Source organism: Candidatus Villigracilis proximus (genome assembly GCF_016717045.1).
GTDB classification, from domain to species: Bacteria; Chloroflexota; Anaerolineae; order Anaerolineales; family Villigracilaceae; genus Villigracilis; species Villigracilis proximus.
Genome location: NZ_JADJUO010000009.1, coordinates 12,656 through 34,466, shown reverse-complemented (window position 1 = coordinate 34,466; position 21,811 = coordinate 12,656). Strand labels below are relative to the sequence as shown.

The following is a 21,811-nucleotide window of genomic DNA, read 5'->3' as shown; positions in this document are numbered from 1 at the left end:
GGTCTACTTTTAGATCAACTACTTGGTTACAACAAACTCAAATGAACCGAACGAAGCAATACTCACCACAGAGGGGGCAACGATAAACTCAATACGGTTCGCGCCTGTTTCAAGTTGGGATGTAGTACCCGCATCAAGCGTGACCTGATACTGGCCCTCGCCAACAGATTCAGCCTCGCCTGAGGTGACAAGTTCACCAGCGGTGTTGAAGAGTAGATATTTCACCTGGCTGATGTCTGCGCTTGCATAGGGTTCACCCTTGAAGGTGACAAATGCATCGAAGGTAACTTCACTGCCAGCAGCGACTTGTCCGGCGCCGTCCACTTCCACTACGGCAACTCTTGGTTCGCTGAAACGTGACCATTTGTCTGAGTTGTCTGTATATTCAGGATTTCGGGTCAGAGTCAGTGTTCCTTCGACAGGGAATACTTTATCGAGGAAGAACGGACCGGTGTTGACCCAGAAGTGATTATGTTCCGCGTAGAATGCGCCGAGGTTGGAGTAACGCGCAGCGGCATCGTCAGCGGTGACAAATTCGCCCAATGTCGCGGCATACGGAATATAAGATTCAGCAGAAGCCTGATCGAGATATTTCTTCAGAATGTCGAGGCTTGGTCCACTGATCATGGAAAGCCATTCCACTTCGAGCGCGCCGGCTTTATCGGTGGAGAAGGCCAATTCATTGTTACCTTCAGCCAAAACGCCGAGTGCCAATGAATGCCAGGCGCCTTCACCATAGGAATATTGCGGCCACCAGGTTGCATTTGGATAGGCCTGATTATTGGAAACAATGGTTTCCGCATCAATGTTGAAAGCATCATCATACGTTTCAATCACGAGCGGCTCTGTCGAAACAATACGGACGCCCTTGAAATGTGCGAGGTAACCTTCCAACGCGGCAACAGTGGCTTCATCGTAGATGGCGCTGTCAGTGTAGGAAGCGTCAAAGACCAGGATCATGCTCATTACGAAGTCAGCTGCGGAAAGATTGCTTCCGTCGTGCCACTTGACTGAGTCAAACATCCCGGCGGGATAGTAAACAGTCGTCTTCGTCAGTGAAGTTAAACCGTCGGGGAATTTTTCTCCAACAGTGATGAACTTCTGAGCCTTGGCATCCCAATCAACCCACGCATCTTCAGGGACTGAAATGGAACTTGCAGTATCCAATGTGACCCAATCAAGTGTATTGGCAACTGGCAGACCTTCCACAACGGTCACATCTGCGCGCTCAAGACGCTGTGGTAAAGCCAGACCGGTAAATGGATCAGAGATCACGCCGTTATCACTGGTGGCGCGCTGCGGGAATCCATCCATGATCCAGTTCGTGCCTGCCAGCGGATTCCATGGTTCAACCATGATGCCAGGCTGGGTAATGCGGACTTCGCCGCCTTCTTCACCGTCAAAGCGCAGAGTTTGACCCCAAACTTGCGAACCCTGCACGCCGCCCGCGAGGTCACTGGCAACGATCAAATTACCGGCACGCGGCACAAATGCAACTTCATCCACGCACCAGACTTGATACGACTCTTCCATCGAAAGACGCAAAGCTGTATCGAATAGATCACGGCGTTCTTCAAGTGTCGAGAAATTATTTCCTTCCAAAGCAAGAGCAGCCGCATCCAACTCAGGGACAGGCGCATAAGCCTGCCAAAGCGGACCTGAACTGCCGCGCGGTGTAAAGTATGCGCTGAATTGATCGCCTTCATCACGGTCAATGGAGGGCGAGATCCAGCCGCCGGTATAGAGATGCCATAAACCATCAGCGGGGTTGCTCTGATTCCAGATTGGTGAAGCCTCAGAACGAGTCTTAAACTGGCGATCCAATGTGAAACCAACACTTTCCAACTGGCCTGCAAAATAATCACCGATCGGTCTGCGGTTATCTTCAGTGCGGATGATGTAGATCAATACAACTGGCTCACCATTAATGCTCCACTTGCCATCCACCAATTCGGCGCCCATGGCGGTCATCTCAGCGGTGATTACTTCCTGTGCCTTCTCAGGGTTATATGCATACTTGGCTTCCAGTTCGCGCATAATATCAGCGTAACGCGCATAATCCGGGAAGACCGTGGTCAACACTGTGAAGCGCGGCTTGGCAAGACCTTTATAGATCTCCTCCACAATATAGTCGCGATCCAACAGCCAGTGCATGGATTCGCGTATCTTGCGATTCGAAAACGGATTCAAGCGGCCGTCTGTAAATTCAGATGGATTCATCATAACGGTATTGCTTGAGCCAACCGCATCTGAAGAAGTCAGATCAGAGTTTGCCTTCAACAATTCGTATGCGGGAGCCTCTGCAACTGAATCAGCGTGCATATCCAATTCACCAGAGCCCAAACGGGTGATCGCAGATTCAGCAGAACTATCTTCAGACAAAACGATTGAATCAACCCACGCGCCGGTATGATCTGTCATCGGGGCTTCAGTGGCGGCTGCGGGCGCTTCGGTTGCAGTCGTTGGCGCATCCGTTACTGCCGGGGCGCTGGTCGCCTCAGAAGTGGCCGGCGCACATGCGGCCAGCATCAAACCAAGTACCACCAGCAAACTAAATAATACATAAATCTTTTGTTTCATTCTCTTATCTCCTTTTTAAATTTAAACCAATGAAAAGAAAGGCAAAAAATCTAGACCAACCACCTCCTTCTATTTTTCGTTTGATATGGTGTGAGGCGGAAACCAGTGCGTAATGCTGATATCCGCCTCACGCGCCAAACCGCGGTTGCTTTCTTGAGGAGAGAAATGCCTCCGCTAGGAGTAAGCCAATCATACAAACTCCACGCCTGCCTGTCATGCGTCTGCGTGTCCATCTTTGCACCCACGCTTGAATGGTTTCCCCACCTAAAAAAAGCGGCAATCTCCACCTGCCCGGGCAACAAAAAAACCCCACTACAGGAGGGGGGCTGAATCGACATGGCATCTACAAACAGCATATAATTAACAAACATCATGCGAAAATATCTTATTTATGCGACTCTATGTCTTACCCTGCTGATCGCCTCATGCGGATTAGCAAACCCTGCCGCCACGCCGCAAAATACATCCACGCCCGCTTCATCCTCTGGACCTGAAACTGGTGCGGCCTCGATCAGCACTTCCTACACGAGTACAACAACATACAGCCAGGACATCCGCTTTGAGCATTTCAGTCTTGAAGAAGGACTATCTCAAAGTGTGGTGAATGTCATCCTGCAAGACCGAACAGGCTTTTTATGGATCGGCACTCAGGACGGCCTGAACCGCTTTGATGGTTATGGATTTAAAATCTATAAACCCGACACATCCAACCCCAACAGCCTGAGCGACCTTTGGATCACCGCACTCACAGAAGATAAACATGGCAATCTATGGGTTGGCACCCGTCTCGGCGGATTAAATCGTTACGATCCGCGCACTGGGAAATTCACACGCTTCATGCACAGAGAAACAGACCTGGAGAGCATCAGCAATAACCAGATTCTCGCCCTGCTTGCCGATGAAACAGGGATATGGGTTGGCACTGAATTGGGTCTCGATTTTCTAGACTACGAAACAGAAAAATTCACACATTACCGCGAATCTTCCGGAAGCCCCAATGGGCTCAGCAGCAACTGGATCAGCGCCCTCGCTTTCGATCCCTCAGGAAATCTATGGATCGGCACAAAAGATGCAGGCTTGAATTTCTACGACAAAACGAAAGAAACGTTCAAAACCTTCAAACATAATGAAACTGTGGCAACCAGCCTCAGCAACAATCGCATCCTTAGCATCCTCGTCGACAAACAAGACCGGCTATGGGTTGGCACCGCCCACGGATTAAATTATTCAGAAACATCAGGTCAGAATTTTTTAAAGTTTATTTATGACCCCAACGATACAAACAGCATCAGCGACAATATCATATACACGATCCATCAAGACCATTCCAATGGAATATGGATCGGCACAAAAAATGGATTGAACCGCTACGATGAACAACAGGCTAAATTTATCCGCCATCAACATCAATACCTGATCTCCAACAGCCTTTCAAGTAACAACATCCTATCCATTTTTGAAGATGATAATAATATCTTATGGATCGGAACCAATGGCGGCGGATTAAATAAATATAACCGTCAGCAGGATCACTTCTCCTACTATCGCGAGAATCCCGGGCAGATCAACAGCCTAAGCGGTAACTTTGTCCTGCCAATTGTGGTCGGCAACAATGGCATTGCCTGGATCGGCACAGAAAACGGATTGAATCGCTTCGACACCGCCACCAATCAATTCAAACTCTACCAGCACAACCCCAACGACCAGAATTCCATCAACACAAACGACATCATTTCCCTCACTGTGGACGGCAATGAAAATCTTTGGATCGGCACAACCCGTGGACTTGATCGTTTTACCCCCGGAACAGAAAAGTTTATCCACTTCATGCCAGACTCCATCAAGGAAGACAGTCTCTCCGGCGCTCCAGTTTACGTGATCTATGAAGATCATGCCGGCATCCTCTGGATCGGCACCGGCCGCGGCCTCGATAAAATTGACCCGCAATCGCAAACATTTATTAATTACAAAGACGAAAACGAAGAAAATGCGCCAAACAACTTTGAAGGTGAAGAAATTATTTCCATCCTGGAAGATGAAAACTTCCGCCTGTGGATCGGCACATTCAATGATGGATTAAAATATTTTGATCCCAATAGCGGCATAATCACCAGTTATGTCAACGACCCTGATGACCCAGCAAGTCTGGGCAACGATACTATTTTAAGTTTGTACATGGATACTCAGGGAACCTTATGGGTGGGCACAGCAGGCGGCGGTTTGAATCGGTATAACGCTGAAACAGATACATTCACACGTTTCACAGAAAGGGATGGCCTGTCCAACAATGTTATCTACGGCATCCTTGAAGACAAAACCGGAAATTTATGGGTCAGTACGAATTTTGGCATATCCAGCTTCAATCTGAAAACGCAAACTTTCCGTAACTACACATCCAATGACGGCCTGCAGAGTAACGAATTCAATCAGAATGCCTACGCCAAAGATCAAAAAGGAAATTTATACTTTGGCGGTATCAACGGGTTTAATGTTTTCCTGCCGGATGAGATCAAAAAAAATCACATTCCACCCAGAGTGATACTCACATCCCTCACCATGGATGGAAAACCCATCTCAGAGGAAACTCCGGCTGAAAGTCTGCAAGAGATCACCTTGAGATGGCCTCAGAATTCCTTTGAATTTGAAATTACCGGGCTTGCGTTTGGGCAGCCTGGAAAAAACCAGTATGCCTATTTTCTTGAAAATTTCGACCCGGGCTGGAACGACATTGGCAGACGGCGTAACGGTAGATATACAAACCTGCCCGGCGGAACATATGTACTCAAGTTACGCAGTTCCAATAGCGACGGCGTGTGGAATGAAGAGGGACATTCCATAAAGATCACGGTCATTCCCCCATTCTGGCAAACCTGGTGGTTTCGCAGCTTATTTATTCTTGTATTCAGCACACTGATCGCCGGCGGATATCGCTGGCGTGTAACAAGCATTCAAAGACGCAACCGCGCACTGGAGCGCCTCGTCCAAAACCGGACCGCTGATCTTGAAAAACGCAATCGTGAGATCGAAGCCCTGTATCAGGCAGATGAAAAGATCCTGCGCAACGTCACACTGAATCAAGTCTTCCAAACACTTGTGGATGTTTCCATTTCCATGCTCAAAGCAGATCGAAGCGCGATCTTTATCTGGCATAAGGAAAAACAAAAAATATTACCGCATGTCAGTTACGGTTTCAGTCCCAAAACTTTATATGCATTAAGTTTTGAAGCCGGTGAAGGATTGGTTGGTCAGGCCATGAAGACAGGTGACCCCATCATCATTTCAGATATAAAACTAAACACCCTGCGCGGTGACATTCAAACTGTCATTCGCAACGAAGGCATTCAATCTTTTGCGCACTTCCCCATTGTTGTGGACGGAAAAGTCGTTGCGCTTTTCAACGTGGGCTACACACGCCCCAATGCGCTTAACGAAAGCACGGTACGGCTTTTCACGGCTCTTGTTCATCGTGCCGCGCTTTCGATCGCGAATATGCAATTGTTTGAACAGACCAAGGATCTGGCAGTGATGGAAGCACGCAACCGTCTCGCCCGTGACCTGCATGACAGCGCCAAACAAAAAGCATTCGCGGCTCTCGCGCAGCTCGGCACCGCCAACGGCATCTACAAAACCCGGCCGGATGAAGCCAATATCCATATTGGCGAAGCGGAGACTCTCGTCTATGATGTGATCCAGGAATTGACCTTCCTCATTCAGGAAATTTATCCGATCGCATTACAGGAAAGAGGTCTGCCAACAACGTTGAAGGAATATGTCTTCGAGTGGGAAAACCGCAACGATGCAGTGGTCAAGCTCACGATTCAGAATGAGCACTCTCTTCCATTGGAAACAGAACAGGCTGTTTATCGCGTGATTCAAGAAGCGCTTGCAAATATTGCCCGTCACAGTAAGGCAAAGCGGGTGGATATTTCACTGATCTATTCCGTTGACCTGCTCCACATCACCATCGCAGACGATGGATGTGGTTTCGATATGGAACAAAAAGCAAAAGGGATGGGGTTCCGCTCCATGCGTGACCGCATCAGCAGCGTACGTGGAACTCTTCAAGTTCAAAGTGCATCCGGGCAGGGAACGCGCGTCATCGCGCAGCTCCCTATTATAAAAAACAGCGCAGGAGATAAATCATGAAACATCACCGTACCAGCATATTGATCGCAGATGACCACGAAGTGGTCCGAAATGGCATTCGCTCATATCTCGAAACCATCTCCGACTTTCACGTCGTGGGCGAGGCTTCTTCAGGCGAAGAAACTGTAAGTTTGGTTTCTGAATTGATCCCCGACATTGTTTTACTTGACTTGATCATGCCAGGCATGGACGGCATTGAGACCACACGCCGTGTAAAGCAGATCAGTCCGCGCACACAGGTGGTGGTATTGACCTCCTATCATGAAGATGTACACATCTTCCCTGCGCTCAAAGCCGGCGCAATTTCCTATATTTTAAAAGATATGAAAATGGAAAAACTTGTGGATGTGCTGCATCGTGCAGTACAAGGCGAAGTTACCCTGCACCCCACCGTAGCTGCGCGTGTGCTGCAAAATATTCGTGGTGACAACAGCGAAGAACAGCCGCTATTCACTGAATTGACCGACCGCGAAACAGATGTATTGAAGTTGATCGCAAACGGGCTCACCAACAGCCAGATCGCCGAAAAGCTTGTCATCAGTGAAAACACAGTCAAAGGCCATGTCAGCAATATACTCAGCAAATTACATCTGGCAGACCGCACCCAGGTGGCTGTCTATGCCTGGCGGCAGGGGATCGTTCATAGAAAAAGTGCTCCGGAAAAATAATCCGCACAGCTTGTGTGAATCAAAAAGGACACGGTCAATGACAACCGTGTCCTTTTATAATTTCAAAAAATATTACTGCCCGATCTCTGCCAAAATCGTTTCGATTTCCTGCTGGAAGGCGCTGTATGTTTGCGCTCCTGAAAGTATCCTGGTTTTGGTTTCGCCATTCACAGTATAGGATAGGACAAACGAAGGCGTAGCCTGAAGGCCGGCAGCAAGACCATCTTTCGCATCCTGGGTAACCAGCTCTTTATAGTCGCCGCCATTAAAACAGGATCGGAAGGTATCCATATCCAGTTCCAATTTTTCTGCAAATGCGCTCAAACGGCGGTCAGTGTAAGCGCCCACGTTTTCACCTGTTTGATTAACGAAAATAGTATCGTGCATTTCCCAAAACTTCTCCTGATCTCCTGCGCAATAAGCCGCTTCGGCAGCGCGGGCAGATTCAGCGCCGATAAAATCGCCAAAAGAGTTGTAAACAAAATACACAGTTCCATCAGCCACAAATGTTTCCATTAATTTTGTTTCTGTATCTTCAAAGAACTGGCGGCAATACGGGCATTGAAAATCGGAATATTCGTCAACCCGAATGGGGGCATCGGGATTCCCTGCCGCATTAAATTTTACATTCGAGCGGGAAACTTCAGGGGCGGTGGAGATCGCGCCAACCGGCTTGAAATTTGGATAGATGATCAAAAAAGCAACAAGAACCGCAACAGCGCTTATCAAACCAATGGCGATATACCGGTTACGTGTTTCCTTGCGGCGCATCTGCTCACGGCGAGATTGGCGCTTACTCATTTCTTTCGGGTTATTCATTCTCTCTTACTCCTGTTATTTTTAATGGGATGGCTGCGAATTGTGCCACGCTGAAATGGATTTGTCCAGTAAAGAGTTAATAGGCTCTTATTTTATTCCTGCAAACGCGCATTCATCCAAAGTTTCATGGTTTTGAAAACTTCTTCCTTCTCCGGCTCGTTATGCAGTTCATGATAGGCATCGTCCCATAATACAAGCGTGCATTTTTCCTTCAAGGGCGCGGCAAACTCTGTGCTGCTGGAAGGGAAGGCAATCGCATCCGCTTTTCCGTGCAGGAGCAATAAGGGCAGTGAAAATTCACCAGCATGAGCAAGAGTCCAGGTAGTGACACCGATCATCTCCCTGCCAAAGCCAAGCGATATTTTATCGTGTACCAATGGATCATTGAGGTAGGCTTGCACCACTTTTTCATCGCGTGAAATGGCTTTTGCGTCAAGTCCGCTGGCGATGGCGGTATTTGGGGTCAAGGAACCAAGCACCTTTGCCATCATAACTTTTATCTTTTGTTGTTCAATGGCCGTATGCAGCCCGGAACTGGTGGCAATCACCCCTTTGATATTCGGCTTACGCAGCAAACCATAATGCAGCACTTGAATTCCGCCGAGGCTGTGCCCGTATAAAATGATCGGCAAACCCGGATACCGTACACGTGCCTGCTCCAACAATACGTCAATATCCTGCATGAAATCTTCGATCGAGGATATATGTCCGCGTGGACCACCGGAACGGCCATGACCACGCAAATCTGCGCCGAAAGAGAACAAATCCATCCTTGGTGAATGCTTCAGCAACATGTGCGTAGCGTGAAGAATGTTCACCCAGCCCATGTACAAGACAGACCACAGCCTTGGGCTGTATGATCGTTGGTTCCCAGCCTTGCGCAAAAATATCCAGCCCGTCCTGCGCTTTCCAATTTGTTTCGTAGTGATTCATTTTAACCTCCAATGGTGATCTTAAATTCGCATTGACGCGCGCCCATTGCGCGGCAGGCACGTTCTTCGATATCATGTTCCTTCCCGTCAGCCCAATATAAACATTCACGAATTAAACCGAGGGTCACAAAGCAGATCGGGGTATCGTCAGATTGGCCCAAAGTGGCGGGAGATGATTGGTCAACAAGAAGCAGGTCGAGGTCCAGATTATGAACCGTTACGTCGCCTGGCACGGCGCTTAAAAATCGCGCGAGCAATTCCAGGGCGGGTTTTCGTCGCAGAGATTTGGGAAGTCCATGAAGAAATACTGCCTGCGCCTTCAACCCAAATGCTGAGTCATTCAATAAATGATTCCAAAGCCCCGCTCCAATACGCAACAAAATACCGCGCGCGCCGCGTCCGTAATAAATGCGCAGCGCAGATTGCAAACGTGAATAGGCCTGGGCAGTTTGTGAATCATCCAATGCGCTAAAGTGGGCAGGCTGCGTCCATTCTTCCGGCAGACCTGATTTTTCGAGAACCGCCGCCAGCGTATCGTGTCCTAATTCGGTAGAAAGCGTTTCGACAAATCGGGTGACGATGCGCGCGGGAAATTTTATTTCGGTCATTGAATACCTTTATTTGTCGGATACACCAGCACTGGAAAACACTCACCTGTACGCACGAAGCCCATTTTTTTATAAAGCGCCAGGGAAGAAACATTGTCAGACTGTGTATTGACAGAAAGCCTGCTCGTTTGACTCATACCAAGCGAGCGGATCAGATCATCCACCAAAGCTGTTCCTACCCCCCGGCCTTGCGCTTCGGGACTCACCCCAAGCCTGGCTAGGTGTGCCCCAAGCACATTGCCTGTGCTGAGTTGATATCCGATCACACCTGATTCATCTTCCGCGACTGCGGCACGCACGGCCTGTAAGCGTGCGCGTTTCAAAGAATCCTGCGTGTTGTGCCAGAACCAGCCGAAAGCGGCGAGGTCTACTTTTGTTACAGCAGAAAGATCATTTTCCTGCATAGGACGAATCTGAAAATCTCGCGGCGCAGAAAAAGAGCGGATATTTTCATTCATGAGCTGCAATAAAACAATATTTTGTTTTAATTCAAATCCGCTGGAAATTAAAAGTGTTTGAAACCATTGTTTAACGACAATGGATGTGATCTGGGTGTGCGGATCAACGCGCAAAACTTCACCATGCGCCGTGTTCCAAAGAGCAGACCAGGCTTCAGATGCTGAAAGATGCGGGTCATAACCAAAGAGACGAATCCATGCCACCTGAGGCGGATCTACAGGACAGGCCAGTGCTGCGATAATACGTCCGTTTTCTTCGAGCACCCAATAGTTTAAAGAACCGATCCACTCAAGCGGCGAACGCCAGTCCAAATGACGATGGGCATTCGCTTCATAAAAGAGGAGGTTGGCGATCTGCTGATAATCTTCAGCCACCGCGCGGCGCACCTGCAAACCGATATTGATCATTTTATAAAACGAAGGAAGAATTTTAGAATACGTTCAAAAAAACTCGGGTTGTCTTTGGCATCGAGCGAGCCCATCATCTTAAACGCTGAGTCTGTGACCTTGCCTGTTTTTAGTTTAATGGCGGCCGCCGATTTCATCACCATGGCACGCAAGTCACCTTCGCCGATCTGGGAAAATAACTCGGCAGAGCGTTCATAAGCAGCAATTGCTTCATCGTACCGGTTAAGACCTTCAAGTGCGGCGGCTTGATTTCCCAACGCCATCGCCTGACTCTTAATATCCTGCACACCTTCATAAAATTTATCGGTGCCAAGCACCGCGTCAAGAGATTCCTGCGGCCTGCCTGCCTGAAGCAAAGCCACGCTCATATTATTTTTCATTTCAGCCGCCAGCGACTCAACGCTGCTTTGAGCATACCCTTCCGCAGCCTGACGGAATAGGTCAGCGGCTTGATCAAAATTTTTGTTTTTAAATGCCTGTTTGCCTTGTTCTGCAAGTTGAGCGGGTTCAATTGTCATTGTATTTTTTCCAAATTTATCAGTCGATTTATACATCGTCCCGCAGGTTTTATCTACAAATAAACTTGTACATAGAAACCTGCGGGACGTTATTCATAAGCCGGGTAATTTTATTTAAAGCGTAATATCCAGCAAGCCTTCAGCCACAGAGCGCAATTTTTCACGAGACATATCACTGAGTTTCATTGCCAATTCCAGGTATGGACGGTTAACAGGCTGGCAGACGAAATCCTGCATTTCATCAGACAGTTCAAGGAATTTTTGCAATGCACGCTGGCTGTTCATCCACTGTCCCACCGGGCCGCTTTGATCGAAGAAAGTTTCAATCCGGCTGCCCATCATGGTCAGGATCACTTCCAATTCGGGCACGGGAATGGCGCGTTCGCCCAATTCATATGCCTTGAGATGTGATTGTGAAACGCCTGTCTTTTCTGACAAATGGCGAATGGACATATTCACATTATTACGCTCCTGCCTGAGGAGCGCGCCGATCATGCGCTGACGCAGGGCGATCAGGCGCACGGTATCCAATGACTCTGAAAGTGTTGACGAATCTGACCGGGTCTCACTCCCCCAAAATTGAGTGATCGGCAGCTTGAGATAAAACACAAGCGTTTCGAGCTCAGGCAGAGACGGAGCGCGGCGGCCTTCTTCATAAGCGCGGAACAGGCCCGGCTTTATGCCGATCGCATCGGCACATTCTTTAATACTACGGCGTTCTGCCATGCGGGCATCTCGTATGAGCAAACCTAATTTCTTTTCACGTATGATGATCTGAGCGTTATGCATGGTTCCTCAAAATAAATAGAAAATAAATGGATGCCTAGATTATAGCAGAGTGTTTCAACGCCGAGTATTCTGATTGGCAGATAATCTTGGAGCAAAGACATCCGCGCTGAGTTTGAAACCGGCCGCTTCAAGACGTGGTGTGAAGTTGGGTCTAATTCCTGTAGCATTCACTTCGCCTAGAACTTTTCCTTCGGTGGTAACGCCCGATTGAACAAACTTAAAAATATCACTCAAAACAATAATTTCACCTTCCATGCCCGCCACTTCAGTCACAGCCGTCACTTTGCGTTGACCATCTTTCAGACGCGTCTGCTGCACGATCAAATCCACCGCAGAAGAGACTTGCTGGCGCACCACTTTTAGCGGCAAATCCATGCCTGCCATCAGCACGAGTGTTTCAATACGAGACATGGCATCACGCGGTGTATTCGCATGGACGGTGGTCAACGATCCATCGTGGCCTGTGTTCATGGCTTGCAGCATATCCAGCGCCTCTCCGCCACGCACCTCCCCCACCACGATACGGTCAGGACGCATGCGCAGGGAATTTTTTACCAACTCACGAATACTGACTGCATGAAGACCATCTGCATTGGCTGATTTGGTTTCCATCCGCATCACATGATCCTGTTGAAGTTGTAATTCAGCAGCATCCTCGATGGTAATGATGCGCTCATTCTCAGGAATAAATCCAGACATCACATTTAAGAGGGTGGTCTTGCCTGAGCCGGTGCCGCCTGAGATGATGATGTTAAAGCGGGCCTTCACACAGGCCTCCAGGAAATCAGCCATTTGCTTCGTCATGGAGCCAAACGCGATCAGGTCTTCCGCTTTTAATTTATCCTTGCGGAATTTCCGAATCGTAATGGATGGCCCGTCAATTGCCACAGGGCGCACCACTGCGTTCACACGTGAACCATCAGGCAACCGCGCATCCACCGTGGGAGAGTCAGCATCCACACGGCGGCCCAGCGGTAATATAATGCGGTCAATAATTCGCAAAACATGATCGTCATCATCAAAGGTGATGTTGGTCTTGGTCAGCTTCCCTTTTTTCTCAACGAATATCTTCTTGGGGCCATTGACCATGATCTCCGAGACTTCCTCATCGTCCAGCAATGACTGGATCGGGCCAAAGCCAAGCAGGTCATTTAACACTTGTTCAAAAATTTGTTTACGCAGATCCTCAGGCAGTTTTATCTGAGTCTGCTCGTATATCTGACCAATACTCTTCATCACAAATGCGGCGCGCTGATCCGCAGCGATTCCTTCGGATTCAAGAACGCGCATCAAATTATCTGCAAGATATTTTTTCAGGCGGGAAAGATCCTGACCTGTGAGTCTGGCCGGGGCAGACGGATTAGGAGTTGTCATGCGCCCCATCCTCCTGGATTTCTTCATCCACCGGCATCAGCCATACAATTTGCGAGCGCAGGATCGCCATAAATGGAGAAGTAAAAAGAATCTGACCATCCACATCGTGAACAGCGGCCTGAGTAACCGCCAGAAATTTTTCGTCTCGCTCAAGCTCATTCTTTAATCGTTCCCCCTGCCGAACATGGATCATGCCGCGCACCAAATGAGTGGAAGTTTGGATCACAGCCGATATGGGTAGTTTTTTTACAACATCAGTATAGAACTTGCCTTTCTCGTCATATTCGATTGTCATGGTGATGCTCCAATGTAGTGAGCCGGCAGCGCAAACAAAGACAGCCGGTCACGAGTAGAATTATTCCGCCCGCGATCGATGAGCCAGGGCAGACATGTCCTTTGCAATCTCCTTAAACACAAGCGCCGCCGTATCCTTGGGAAACTTCAAGACATAGGGCTGATTATGGTTATTTGCAAATGTAAAATTATTTCCCAAATAAGGAATCGTGGAATTGATCTCAATCTCCAGAATTTTTTCGGCGTCTGTTTTGCTTAACCCTTCCAGCCCCACTGCCCGATTAAGGGATCGTAACAATATTTTGATTTCCGGTATATCCTACGATCGGCGCGATTGAACCGATCGGCAAAACCATATCCGCCACAACAACACGCGCTTCGGGTTGGTTCTGTGCAATATTCATGGCAATATTCGCGCACAAAGACGATGTGCCCACCCCGCCCTTTGCACTTAATATAACCATCAATAGCCCGCCTTGCTTAATGGCCGCGTTTGAAATCCCCAACAAACGATTGATCGTTTCAGTGAGCATGGGCACGGCCTGCCCGGACTTTGTAATGTATTCATTAAAACCCGCATCGAGGCAGGCTTTAATCCGAACAACACTGGGATCACTGCTGAGAGCGATCAAAGGCATTTGCGCAGTGCGCGCATCCTGCCTTAATTTTCTCGCGATCTCCTCCCCGGTTATGTCGGTGATCGTCGGATCAATCACAACCACATCAGGGCGGTCGCGCCATGAATAGATCAACCCTTCCTTGCCGGAGCCAGCCTGAATTACTTCATATTTTTGTTCCGACAAAGTGCGCGCAATAAAGTTACGGCTGGCTACATCGGCATCAATGACAAGGATTTTCTTTTCAGGCATGATTTACCTTCCCGCGCACACTTAAGTGCGTGTTGAGTTCACGCTTCAACAGGCGGCATGAGATAGCCCAACCCCGAACGCGTGACAATATGGTGTGGGTTATGAGCATCCTCTTCCAACTTTTGGCGCAGACGGGCAATGCTTACCCATAAAATTTCCTTATCGTTCTTATATTCCGCTCCCCAAACACTGGTCAGCAAATCTTCTGAAGTTAGTATCTTGCCTATATTGTGGGCAAACTGAAGCAGGAGCCGGTATTCAGTGGCCGACAGAGAGACTGGCTCTTCGCCGATCCAAACTTCAGCGCGGGCGAAATCGATCTTTAATCCTTCGTGTGTAAAGAAGCGTGCCTGCCCTACTTCAGCCGGTGGCTGCGCACGGCGCAGCACAGCCCGCACACGCGCCAGCAGCTCAGTTGCAGAAAAGGGTTTTACCAGATAATCATCTGCGCCAAGATCAAGTCCCGCGCACGCGATCCTGTTCTTCACCGCGGGCAGTCAGAATCACGATCGGCACATTTGAAAACTCACGCAGCCGCTGGCACACACCGAAACCATCCAAACGCGGCATCATCACATCCAACAAGACCAGGTCAATCGGCTGTACAGAAAACACATCCAATGCCTGCACGCCATCCTGCGCGGTAGCCACCTCATAACCTTCAGTGCGTAAATTCGCCTCCAAAAGGCGCAGGTAACGCGGCTCGTCGTCTACGATCAAAATTCGCTTCGCCATACAATCTCCTTAAAACAAAAGATGAAAGCTGGTTAGAGCGTTGGCGCTACGGGCAGCTCAATAATAAAAGTTGTCCCTACATCCAACACTGACTCTACCCAAATATTACCATGATGTGCCATAACAATTTGCTTGCAAATATACAGCCCCAGGCCTGTGCCGGTTACTGTGCGTTCACCGGGCACACGATAGAAACGTTCAAAAAGAAAGGGCAGATAATCTTCAGGGATGCCTTCCCCTTTATCAGCAAATGTGACCCGGACCTTGTCTCCATTGGAACGCATGGTGATCACAAGCTCGGAATCTGGCGCGTACTTTACCGCGTTACTAAATAAATTTTCAAAGACCTGTGAAAGCCGCACAGCATCGCCAAGGATCGGCGTTAACAGATCAATATCAAAAGACACTTTCAGATTGGGGTAATGTGTATTAACACGAGTTGCCACATCACGAACCAGCGCGTCAATTCTGACGGGCGAAAATTTAAATTGCAGAGTTTTGCTTTGCAAGCGCGCCGACTCAAGCATATCTTCGATCAGGCGCGTCAGCCGGTCTGCCTCTTCATCAATAATATTAAGAAACTCGCGTTGAGTGGCTTCATCCCACACTGTATCCTGACGCAAAAGACTGGTGCTATATCCCTTAATAAAACCAAGCGGAGTGCGCAGTTCATGTGAGATCGTGGAAACAAAATCATCCTGCAAACGCATTTGCCGTTGGACTGAATCCAATTCGGCGCGCGCTTCCTGCAAATCCCGGCGCTCGATCAGTGCCGCAGTCCAAAATGTTTGCAGCGCCGCAGTTTGAATATGCAGCTCTGAATATTTGGGGCCGCCAAATCGAATAAAGACCAGCGCCCCATTTAATTTTGAACCAATGTACAACGGGAAACCCAAAAGATAAGTTAAAGTCAGCCGATTGGCATGACCCCGGGCAAGCATCGGCTCATCCAAAACCATTTTTCCAGTATTGAGCACTTCATTCGCCGCATTTTCACCCCACGCCGAATCAGCCTCGGCAGTCTTACCGCGCCCCACAGCACGCGCGTACGCAACATCCAACCCGCTTGTGCGCGGGTCTTTAAGATAAACAGCCACATTATCAAAAACAAAAGAACCGCGCAAGGATACAAACAACGTATCCAGGGCGGCCTTCCAATCTTGCTTCTGTTGAACTTCCTGAAATATCCCGTGCAGTTGAGAAAGAGTAAATGAGTCCATATTATTCACGCACCGCCAGCAATGGGAATTTAAAAATAGAACCTTTTCCTTGCACTGATTGTACATCCAATAACGATCCGTGGGCTTCCACAATTTGACGAACCAGAGAAAGCCCCAGCCCGGTGCCGCCGTAATGGCGTGTGGATGAACCATCCAATTGATGGAATGGCTCAAAAATTTCCTTCAACCGATCCAGCGGGATGCCGATGCCGGTATCTGTAACGGTTAGGATGACAAGGTTATGGCCTTCTTCCTGAAGGGCGATCACCACGCTTCCACCCGACGGGGTGAACTTGATCCCGTTATCGAGAAGCTGATTCAACACCCAGCCAATTTTCTCAGGATCAGCCTGTACCATTGGGATATTCTCCGAAATTGCCGCACGGACTTGCACCCCGCGTTCCTCTGCTTTGTTGGATGCAGAGGTCACCGCAAGCGATACAATGCGGCGAATATCCACTTTATCCAATTTCATGCTCATCTCACCGCGTGAAGCAAGCGAGAACATGATCAGATCTTCGATCATGCTTTCAAGTTTGGTCGTTGCACGCTGACTGACCTGCAAGGCGTGGCGTTGATCTTCTGAGATCACACCCAGTGATCCGGTCACCAGTAACTCAAGATAACCTTTGACATGAGTTAATGGAGTGCGTAATTCATGTGAGATGTTTGCCACAAAATTCGCCTTCATTTTGCTCAACTCTGAAAGCCTTTGCAGCGCCTCATTCAACTCAGAAGTACGCTCTTTTACGCGCTGATCAAGGTTGCGGTTTGACGATTGTAATGCTGAGCGCAATTGAATGATCTGCTCGGTGACCACCTGATCAAGCGCATCACGATCCAGCAGATTGAGGTCCATCAAAGCCTGCCCCAGCAAATAATGTTCACCCCTGGCAACTTTTTCCTGCTGGTAGGCAAGCGCTGTCTGTAATTGCTCTTCAGTAATCAACTTTTTTTGGACAATATATTCGCCCATGCGAGGGATCAGCATTTCGGGGGTAAGTTTTGGCAGGCTCTGTGACATGGATTCACTCAATCTCTTTATTCTCGCGATAAAGTATCGTGATGGATTTCAAAATTATTGTAATTTTCTATCAGAATGAGGTGTAGACCCACTCTCCATTGACCATTGTTGCGGCGGCGTGCATTGTTAATAATTCATCGGGATGGACGGTGAAGATGTCTTGCTCCAACACGATCAGGTCTGCGTGATAATTTTCTGCAAGTTTGCCAAGGCGATGTTCTGCGTTGGCGGCGTAGGCGGCACCCACAGTGTAAGCGGATAATGCCTCAGCTAAAGTTAATTTCTGTTCGGGGTACCAGCCTTCGGCGGAGGGTGATCCGTCTGGTCTGCGTCGAGTGACTGCGGCGTGCAATCCTAAAAATGGATTGGGAGATTCGACGGGCGCGTCTGATCCAAAAGCGAGAGGTGCGCCGTACTTCAATTGCGTGCGCCAGGCATAAGCCAGCACGGAGCGGTCACCCCAGAAACGGTCAGCAGCGAACATATCAGACGGCGCATGGATGGGCTGCATGGATGCGACCACATTCAATTGCGCGAGACGCGGCGCATCATCGGGATGCAAAATTTGTACATGCTCGATGCGGTGACGCAAATGCGGCAGACCGTTTTCTGTTTCATATTTACGAAGCTGCTCAAACGCGTTGAGCACTTCATGATTGGCACGATCACCAATGGCATGGACAGTCATGCTTAACCCAACATCGGCGGCTTTGCGGCAATGCTCAAAAAGTTCCTCGCCATCCATGTTGAGAATGCCGCGATTTTCTGTTTCATTGACATAAGGTTGAAACATCGCCGCGGTGTGCGGACCAAGTGCGCCATCCATAAAGGCTTTGACAGAACCGATCCATAACATTTCATCGCCAAAGCCGGTGCGCAAGCCAAGCTCGAAGGCATGGTCAACGCTTTCAACGGGGATATTCTTATTTACACGTAATTTTAGCTTGCCTTGTGAATGCAAGTGTTGCAATGCCATAAAGGAATCACGGCGGTCAAAATCATGAATACCGGTCAAACCCATCTTCCATAAAATGGGTTGCGCCTTTTCGATCGCATTTGCGATCTCTTCAAAAGACGGTTCTGGAATTTCATTATCCACCAATTGCATGGCAGTTTCAAGCAGGATTCCGGTTGCGCGATTATTTTCGTCGCGCTGAATTTTTCCATCTTTAGGATCAGATGTATCGTTTGTGATATTGGCCCGGTTTAATGCGGATGTATTCGCCCAGGCGGCGTGCAGTGATTTGGCTGTAAGATAGACGGGGTTATTCGGGGCGATTAAATCCAGCTCAGTTGCATTCGGCCATTCGCCGCCTACTGACCATTCATTTTGATTCCACCCGTGACCAAGAATCCACTCGCCGGGTTTTGCTTTTTGTACACGTTCAGTCACGCGGCGCAGACATTCTTCCTTGGTGGGTGTTTCACAGTCAATTTTGCCAAGAAAAAGCGCATAATGTTGAATGTGAATGTGCGCATCGGTCATGCCGGGCAAAATTGTTTTGCCTTGCATGTCCTGCTTTTCCACCTTGCCATGCGCAAGAGATTCAAGCGCATCTTTCTCACCTACTGCAAGGATACGTCCGCCTGCGATCAAAATCGCGGAGGCTTTGGGTTGGGATTCATCAAGCGTGTAAATATTTGCGTTGTAGAGTAGTTTCATAGTTGAGTAGTTGGATAGTTTGATGATTGATTGGTTATGAAGCTGGTAGTCAAAGACTACAAGACCAACAACTAAATAACAAGATAACTAGGTAAGTTTTTCCAGAAGCGCATCCAACTCTTCACCCGAATAATAATAGATGGTGACCGTGCCGCCTTTTTTGCCGTGCTTCAATGCGACTTTGGTGCCGAGGCTGTGTTGTAGACGTTTTTCGACATCGTTGACATCTGCGTTTTTGCCGGGTTTTTTGGCTTTGATCGATTTTTGTCCGCCAAGTTTACGCACATACTCTTCAGTCTGGCGCACGTTGAATGAGAGGTTGATCACCGTCTGTAAAGCGGATGCTTGCGCCTTTTGTGTGGACAATGCCAGCAGCACACGCGCGTGACCTTCGCTAATGGTTCCATCTACAAGCGCCTGCTTGACCACATCCGCAAGGCCGAGCAGACGGAGGGTATTTGTCACTGTTACCCGATTCTTGCCAACACGTTTTGCAACCGCTTCATGCGAAAGCCCAAATTCTTCGACAAGTTGACGATAGGCTTCGGCTTCTTCCATTGAGTTCAAGTCTGCACGCTGAACATTTTCGATCAGCGCAACTTCGAACATTTCCTGATTGTTCGCCTGACGCGTAATTATAGGGACGGTCTTCAAGCCCGCTCTTTGCGAAGCCTGCCAGCGGCGTTCCCCCGCGATGAGAATAAATGTCCCATCAGATTTGGGGGTGACGATCAACGGCTGGATCACACCATGCTCACGAATCGATGCCGCCAATTCAACCAGGTCTTCTTCCTTGAAATGAATACGCGGCTGGCGCGGATTCGGCTGAATCGCATCCACTGCCACTTGCTGCACACCACCGCCGGCCCCGGCATTTGCTGCGGGAACAGCAGATGTATTTTTTCCGCTATTCGGGCCGGAGGGAATGAGTGCGTCTAATCCTTTGCCAAGACCTGTTCGTTGCGCCATATTTGTGTTTCCTTTTTCATATCCATCATTAACCACATAAGCTTAGTGGTTAATATTTTTAAATGCCGTCACTCTTCAACAATTCCTTCGCCAATGCTTCGTAAGCCAGCGCCCCAACAGAGGTGGGTGCATAAGCCGAGATCGGCAATCCATACGAAGGCGCTTCTGCGAGACGAATACTGCGCGGAATTACGCTCTTAAATACCTGATCGGGGAAATGCCTGTTCACTTCGGCAACAACATCCGTTGAAAGATCTGTACGGCTATCGAACATGGTCAAGACCACGCCGCGCACGACCAGTTCAGGGAAAAGCAGGGAACGCACACGCTCGATCGTTTGCGTTAATTGACCGAGTCCTTCTAACGCAAGATATTCACATTGCACAGGAACAATGACACCATTGATCGCAGCCATCAGCCCGTTGACCGTTAACAGTCCCAGTGAAGGCGGGCAATCGATCAGTACATAATCAAATTTATCAGAAACCAGTTGAATGGCTTTTCGCAGACGAACCTCACGCGCAAGTTCGTCCACCAGTTCAATTTCCGCGCCAGCCAGTGACGGGGAAGATGGAAGTATCGATAACTTCAAGCGTTCATTTAATAAAATATAAGAGGCGATATTTGGGTCACCAAGTAATGCTTCATACGTTCCACCCTGCACGCCAAGTTTATCCACGCCCAAACAGGATGTGGCATTGGCTTGCGGGTCGAGGTCCACCACCAGTACACGTTGACCCAACTGCGCCAGATACGCGCCAAGGTTGATCGTCGTCGTGGTCTTTCCCACGCCGCCTTTTTGATTCACAAGCGTATAAATCTGCGTCACGATAATACCTCCATCAAACATTCTTCGATTTCCTGTGAAGTTGGAATTCCATTCAAACCAATGCGCGTCACAGAGCGCGCCGCCAGTTGAGTTGCAAAGCGCGCCGCTTCCCACGGATCACGCGTACGATACAAACGCACAAAAAATGCAGCCGCAAAAATATCGCCCGCGCCCGTTGAGTCCACTTCCTGCATCACTGGCGGACGAAAACGGCGGCGGTCTCCATTCCAATGCAGCACTGCGCCCGCCTCCCCTTCTGTCAGGCACAGGAGACGTGTCTGGTGTGCCATCTCTTCGACTAATTCCAGATCGCGGTTGATATCTTCCACACTCATCACAACGGCTCCAGCGTGACGTAAAGCCTGCTCACTCGCATTCGCGTCCCAGGCAGTTGCTGTCACCTGACCTTTTTCATCCCACGCGCGCATCCAGCCCTGTGGAGTGATTCCCAGCAAGGAACCTGATAACTGTTCCGGCAATGACGTATCCAATTCACGCGCAATGGGAGCAAGATGAATGATCGGCGTGTTGCGCCAGACCTGTGGAATGTGCTCCAGATGAATCAGCGCGGCTTGATGATGTAATATTTGCCTGCGTCCATTGTCTGTTTTTATATTTTCAAAAGTAGTGCTGTGTTCAGAATGGACATTTACAAGTTGAATCCCATCCAAAGCCTGTAAGGGTGCACCCTCGCCTGAAGAGGTGACGATGCCCACACGCATTCCCAGCATCCGCGCAGTTAACGCAGCGAATGAAACTGTCCCGCCAAGTTGTATGCCTGTGGGTGTGATATCAGCGGCAATATGACCCACGACAAGATAATCCACGGGCTGAAGGGAAGCAAGCTCAAACATGAATGAATTATACCGTAGGGGTAGATGAATGGATGAAGGATGAAATGTGAAGGA

Annotated in this window: 21 protein-coding genes; 2 read left to right on the top strand and 19 right to left on the bottom strand. The window is 48.9% G+C overall.

The window, feature by feature from the left end:
* Positions 1-18 precede the first annotated feature (18 nt).
* Positions 19-2,580, bottom strand: a complete 2,562-nt coding sequence (locus IPL71_RS11225) for an ABC transporter substrate-binding protein (RefSeq protein WP_345321603.1) — start codon at positions 2,578-2,580, stop codon at positions 19-21.
* Positions 2,581-2,952: 372 nt separating this feature from the next.
* Here IPL71_RS11225 and IPL71_RS11220 point away from each other — a divergent pair, with 372 nt between their 5' ends.
* Together IPL71_RS11220 and IPL71_RS11215 are read left to right on the top strand one after the other, a co-directional pair.
* Entirely contained in the window at positions 2,953-6,726 is a 3,774-nt protein-coding gene (locus IPL71_RS11220) for a sensor histidine kinase (RefSeq protein WP_345321601.1), read from the top strand.
* Positions 6,723-7,394, top strand: coding sequence for a response regulator (locus IPL71_RS11215; RefSeq protein ID WP_345321600.1), 672 nt, complete (start codon positions 6,723-6,725; stop codon positions 7,392-7,394). The genes IPL71_RS11220 and IPL71_RS11215 overlap by 4 nt, the downstream gene beginning before the upstream one ends.
* A gap of 72 nt (positions 7,395-7,466) precedes the next feature.
* On the opposite strand, the gene IPL71_RS11210 is transcribed toward IPL71_RS11215, so the two are convergent.
* From IPL71_RS11210 to IPL71_RS11125, 18 genes are all read right to left on the bottom strand, one after another.
* Complete coding sequence (locus tag IPL71_RS11210) at positions 7,467-8,213, bottom strand: thioredoxin domain-containing protein (protein ID WP_345321598.1); 747 nt, start codon at positions 8,211-8,213, stop codon at positions 7,467-7,469.
* A 92-nt stretch (positions 8,214-8,305) separates the two neighbouring features.
* Positions 8,306-8,983 carry an alpha/beta hydrolase gene (locus IPL71_RS11205; RefSeq protein WP_345321596.1) on the bottom strand — a complete coding sequence of 226 codons (678 nt, stop codon included), beginning with the start codon at positions 8,981-8,983 and terminating at the stop codon, positions 8,306-8,308.
* A complete protein-coding gene (locus IPL71_RS11200) occupies positions 8,883-9,146 on the bottom strand; it encodes an alpha/beta hydrolase (protein WP_345321594.1) in 264 nt (87 codons plus the stop codon). Before IPL71_RS11200 ends, IPL71_RS11205 begins: the two co-directional genes overlap by 101 nt.
* A 1-nt stretch (position 9,147) precedes the next feature.
* Complete coding sequence (locus IPL71_RS11195) at positions 9,148-9,753, bottom strand: V4R domain-containing protein (RefSeq protein ID WP_345321592.1); 606 nt, start codon at positions 9,751-9,753, stop codon at positions 9,148-9,150.
* Positions 9,750-10,619: a GNAT family N-acetyltransferase gene (locus tag IPL71_RS11190; RefSeq protein ID WP_345321590.1), complete on the bottom strand. Its 870-nt coding sequence runs from the start codon at positions 10,617-10,619 to the stop codon at positions 9,750-9,752. The genes IPL71_RS11195 and IPL71_RS11190 overlap by 4 nt, the downstream gene beginning before the upstream one ends.
* Entirely contained in the window at positions 10,616-11,137 is a 522-nt protein-coding gene (locus IPL71_RS11185; protein WP_345321588.1) for a hypothetical protein, read from the bottom strand. Before IPL71_RS11185 ends, IPL71_RS11190 begins: the two co-directional genes overlap by 4 nt.
* A 114-nt stretch (positions 11,138-11,251) precedes the next feature.
* A complete protein-coding gene (locus tag IPL71_RS11180) occupies positions 11,252-11,926 on the bottom strand; it encodes a helix-turn-helix domain-containing protein (RefSeq protein WP_345321586.1) in 675 nt (224 codons plus the stop codon).
* Positions 11,927-11,980: 54 nt separating this feature from the next.
* Entirely contained in the window at positions 11,981-13,300 is a 1,320-nt protein-coding gene (locus IPL71_RS11175; RefSeq protein WP_345321584.1) for a TadA family conjugal transfer-associated ATPase, read from the bottom strand.
* Positions 13,287-13,595, bottom strand: a complete 309-nt coding sequence (locus IPL71_RS11170) for a DUF6812 domain-containing protein (protein WP_345321582.1) — start codon at positions 13,593-13,595, stop codon at positions 13,287-13,289. Before IPL71_RS11170 ends, IPL71_RS11175 begins: the two co-directional genes overlap by 14 nt.
* Before the next feature lie 280 nt (positions 13,596-13,875).
* Complete coding sequence (locus tag IPL71_RS11165; RefSeq protein ID WP_345321580.1) at positions 13,876-14,463, bottom strand: response regulator; 588 nt, start codon at positions 14,461-14,463, stop codon at positions 13,876-13,878.
* Positions 14,464-14,501: 38 nt separating this feature from the next.
* Positions 14,502-14,951, bottom strand: a complete 450-nt coding sequence (locus tag IPL71_RS11160) for a response regulator transcription factor (protein WP_345321578.1) — start codon at positions 14,949-14,951, stop codon at positions 14,502-14,504.
* The gene (locus IPL71_RS11155) at positions 14,920-15,198 is read right to left on the bottom strand and encodes a response regulator (protein ID WP_345321576.1); all 279 of its coding nucleotides are present in this window, start codon (positions 15,196-15,198) and stop codon (positions 14,920-14,922) included. The genes IPL71_RS11160 and IPL71_RS11155 overlap by 32 nt, the downstream gene beginning before the upstream one ends.
* A gap of 32 nt (positions 15,199-15,230) precedes the next feature.
* The gene (locus IPL71_RS11150; protein ID WP_345321574.1) at positions 15,231-16,418 is read right to left on the bottom strand and encodes a GAF domain-containing sensor histidine kinase; all 1,188 of its coding nucleotides are present in this window, start codon (positions 16,416-16,418) and stop codon (positions 15,231-15,233) included.
* A 1-nt stretch (position 16,419) separates the two neighbouring features.
* Positions 16,420-17,442, bottom strand: coding sequence for a sensor histidine kinase (locus tag IPL71_RS11145; protein ID WP_345321572.1), 1,023 nt, complete (start codon positions 17,440-17,442; stop codon positions 16,420-16,422).
* Between the two features lie 70 nt (positions 17,443-17,512).
* Entirely contained in the window at positions 17,513-19,105 is a 1,593-nt protein-coding gene (locus IPL71_RS11140) for an amidohydrolase (RefSeq protein ID WP_345321571.1), read from the bottom strand.
* An 87-nt stretch (positions 19,106-19,192) separates the two neighbouring features.
* Positions 19,193-20,074, bottom strand: coding sequence for a ParB/RepB/Spo0J family partition protein (locus tag IPL71_RS11135; protein WP_345321569.1), 882 nt, complete (start codon positions 20,072-20,074; stop codon positions 19,193-19,195).
* Between the two features lie 58 nt (positions 20,075-20,132).
* A complete protein-coding gene (locus IPL71_RS11130) occupies positions 20,133-20,903 on the bottom strand; it encodes a ParA family protein (RefSeq protein WP_345321567.1) in 771 nt (256 codons plus the stop codon).
* Complete coding sequence (locus tag IPL71_RS11125; protein ID WP_345321565.1) at positions 20,900-21,757, bottom strand: PfkB family carbohydrate kinase; 858 nt, start codon at positions 21,755-21,757, stop codon at positions 20,900-20,902. The genes IPL71_RS11130 and IPL71_RS11125 overlap by 4 nt, the downstream gene beginning before the upstream one ends.
* Positions 21,758-21,811: the final 54 nt, after the last annotated feature.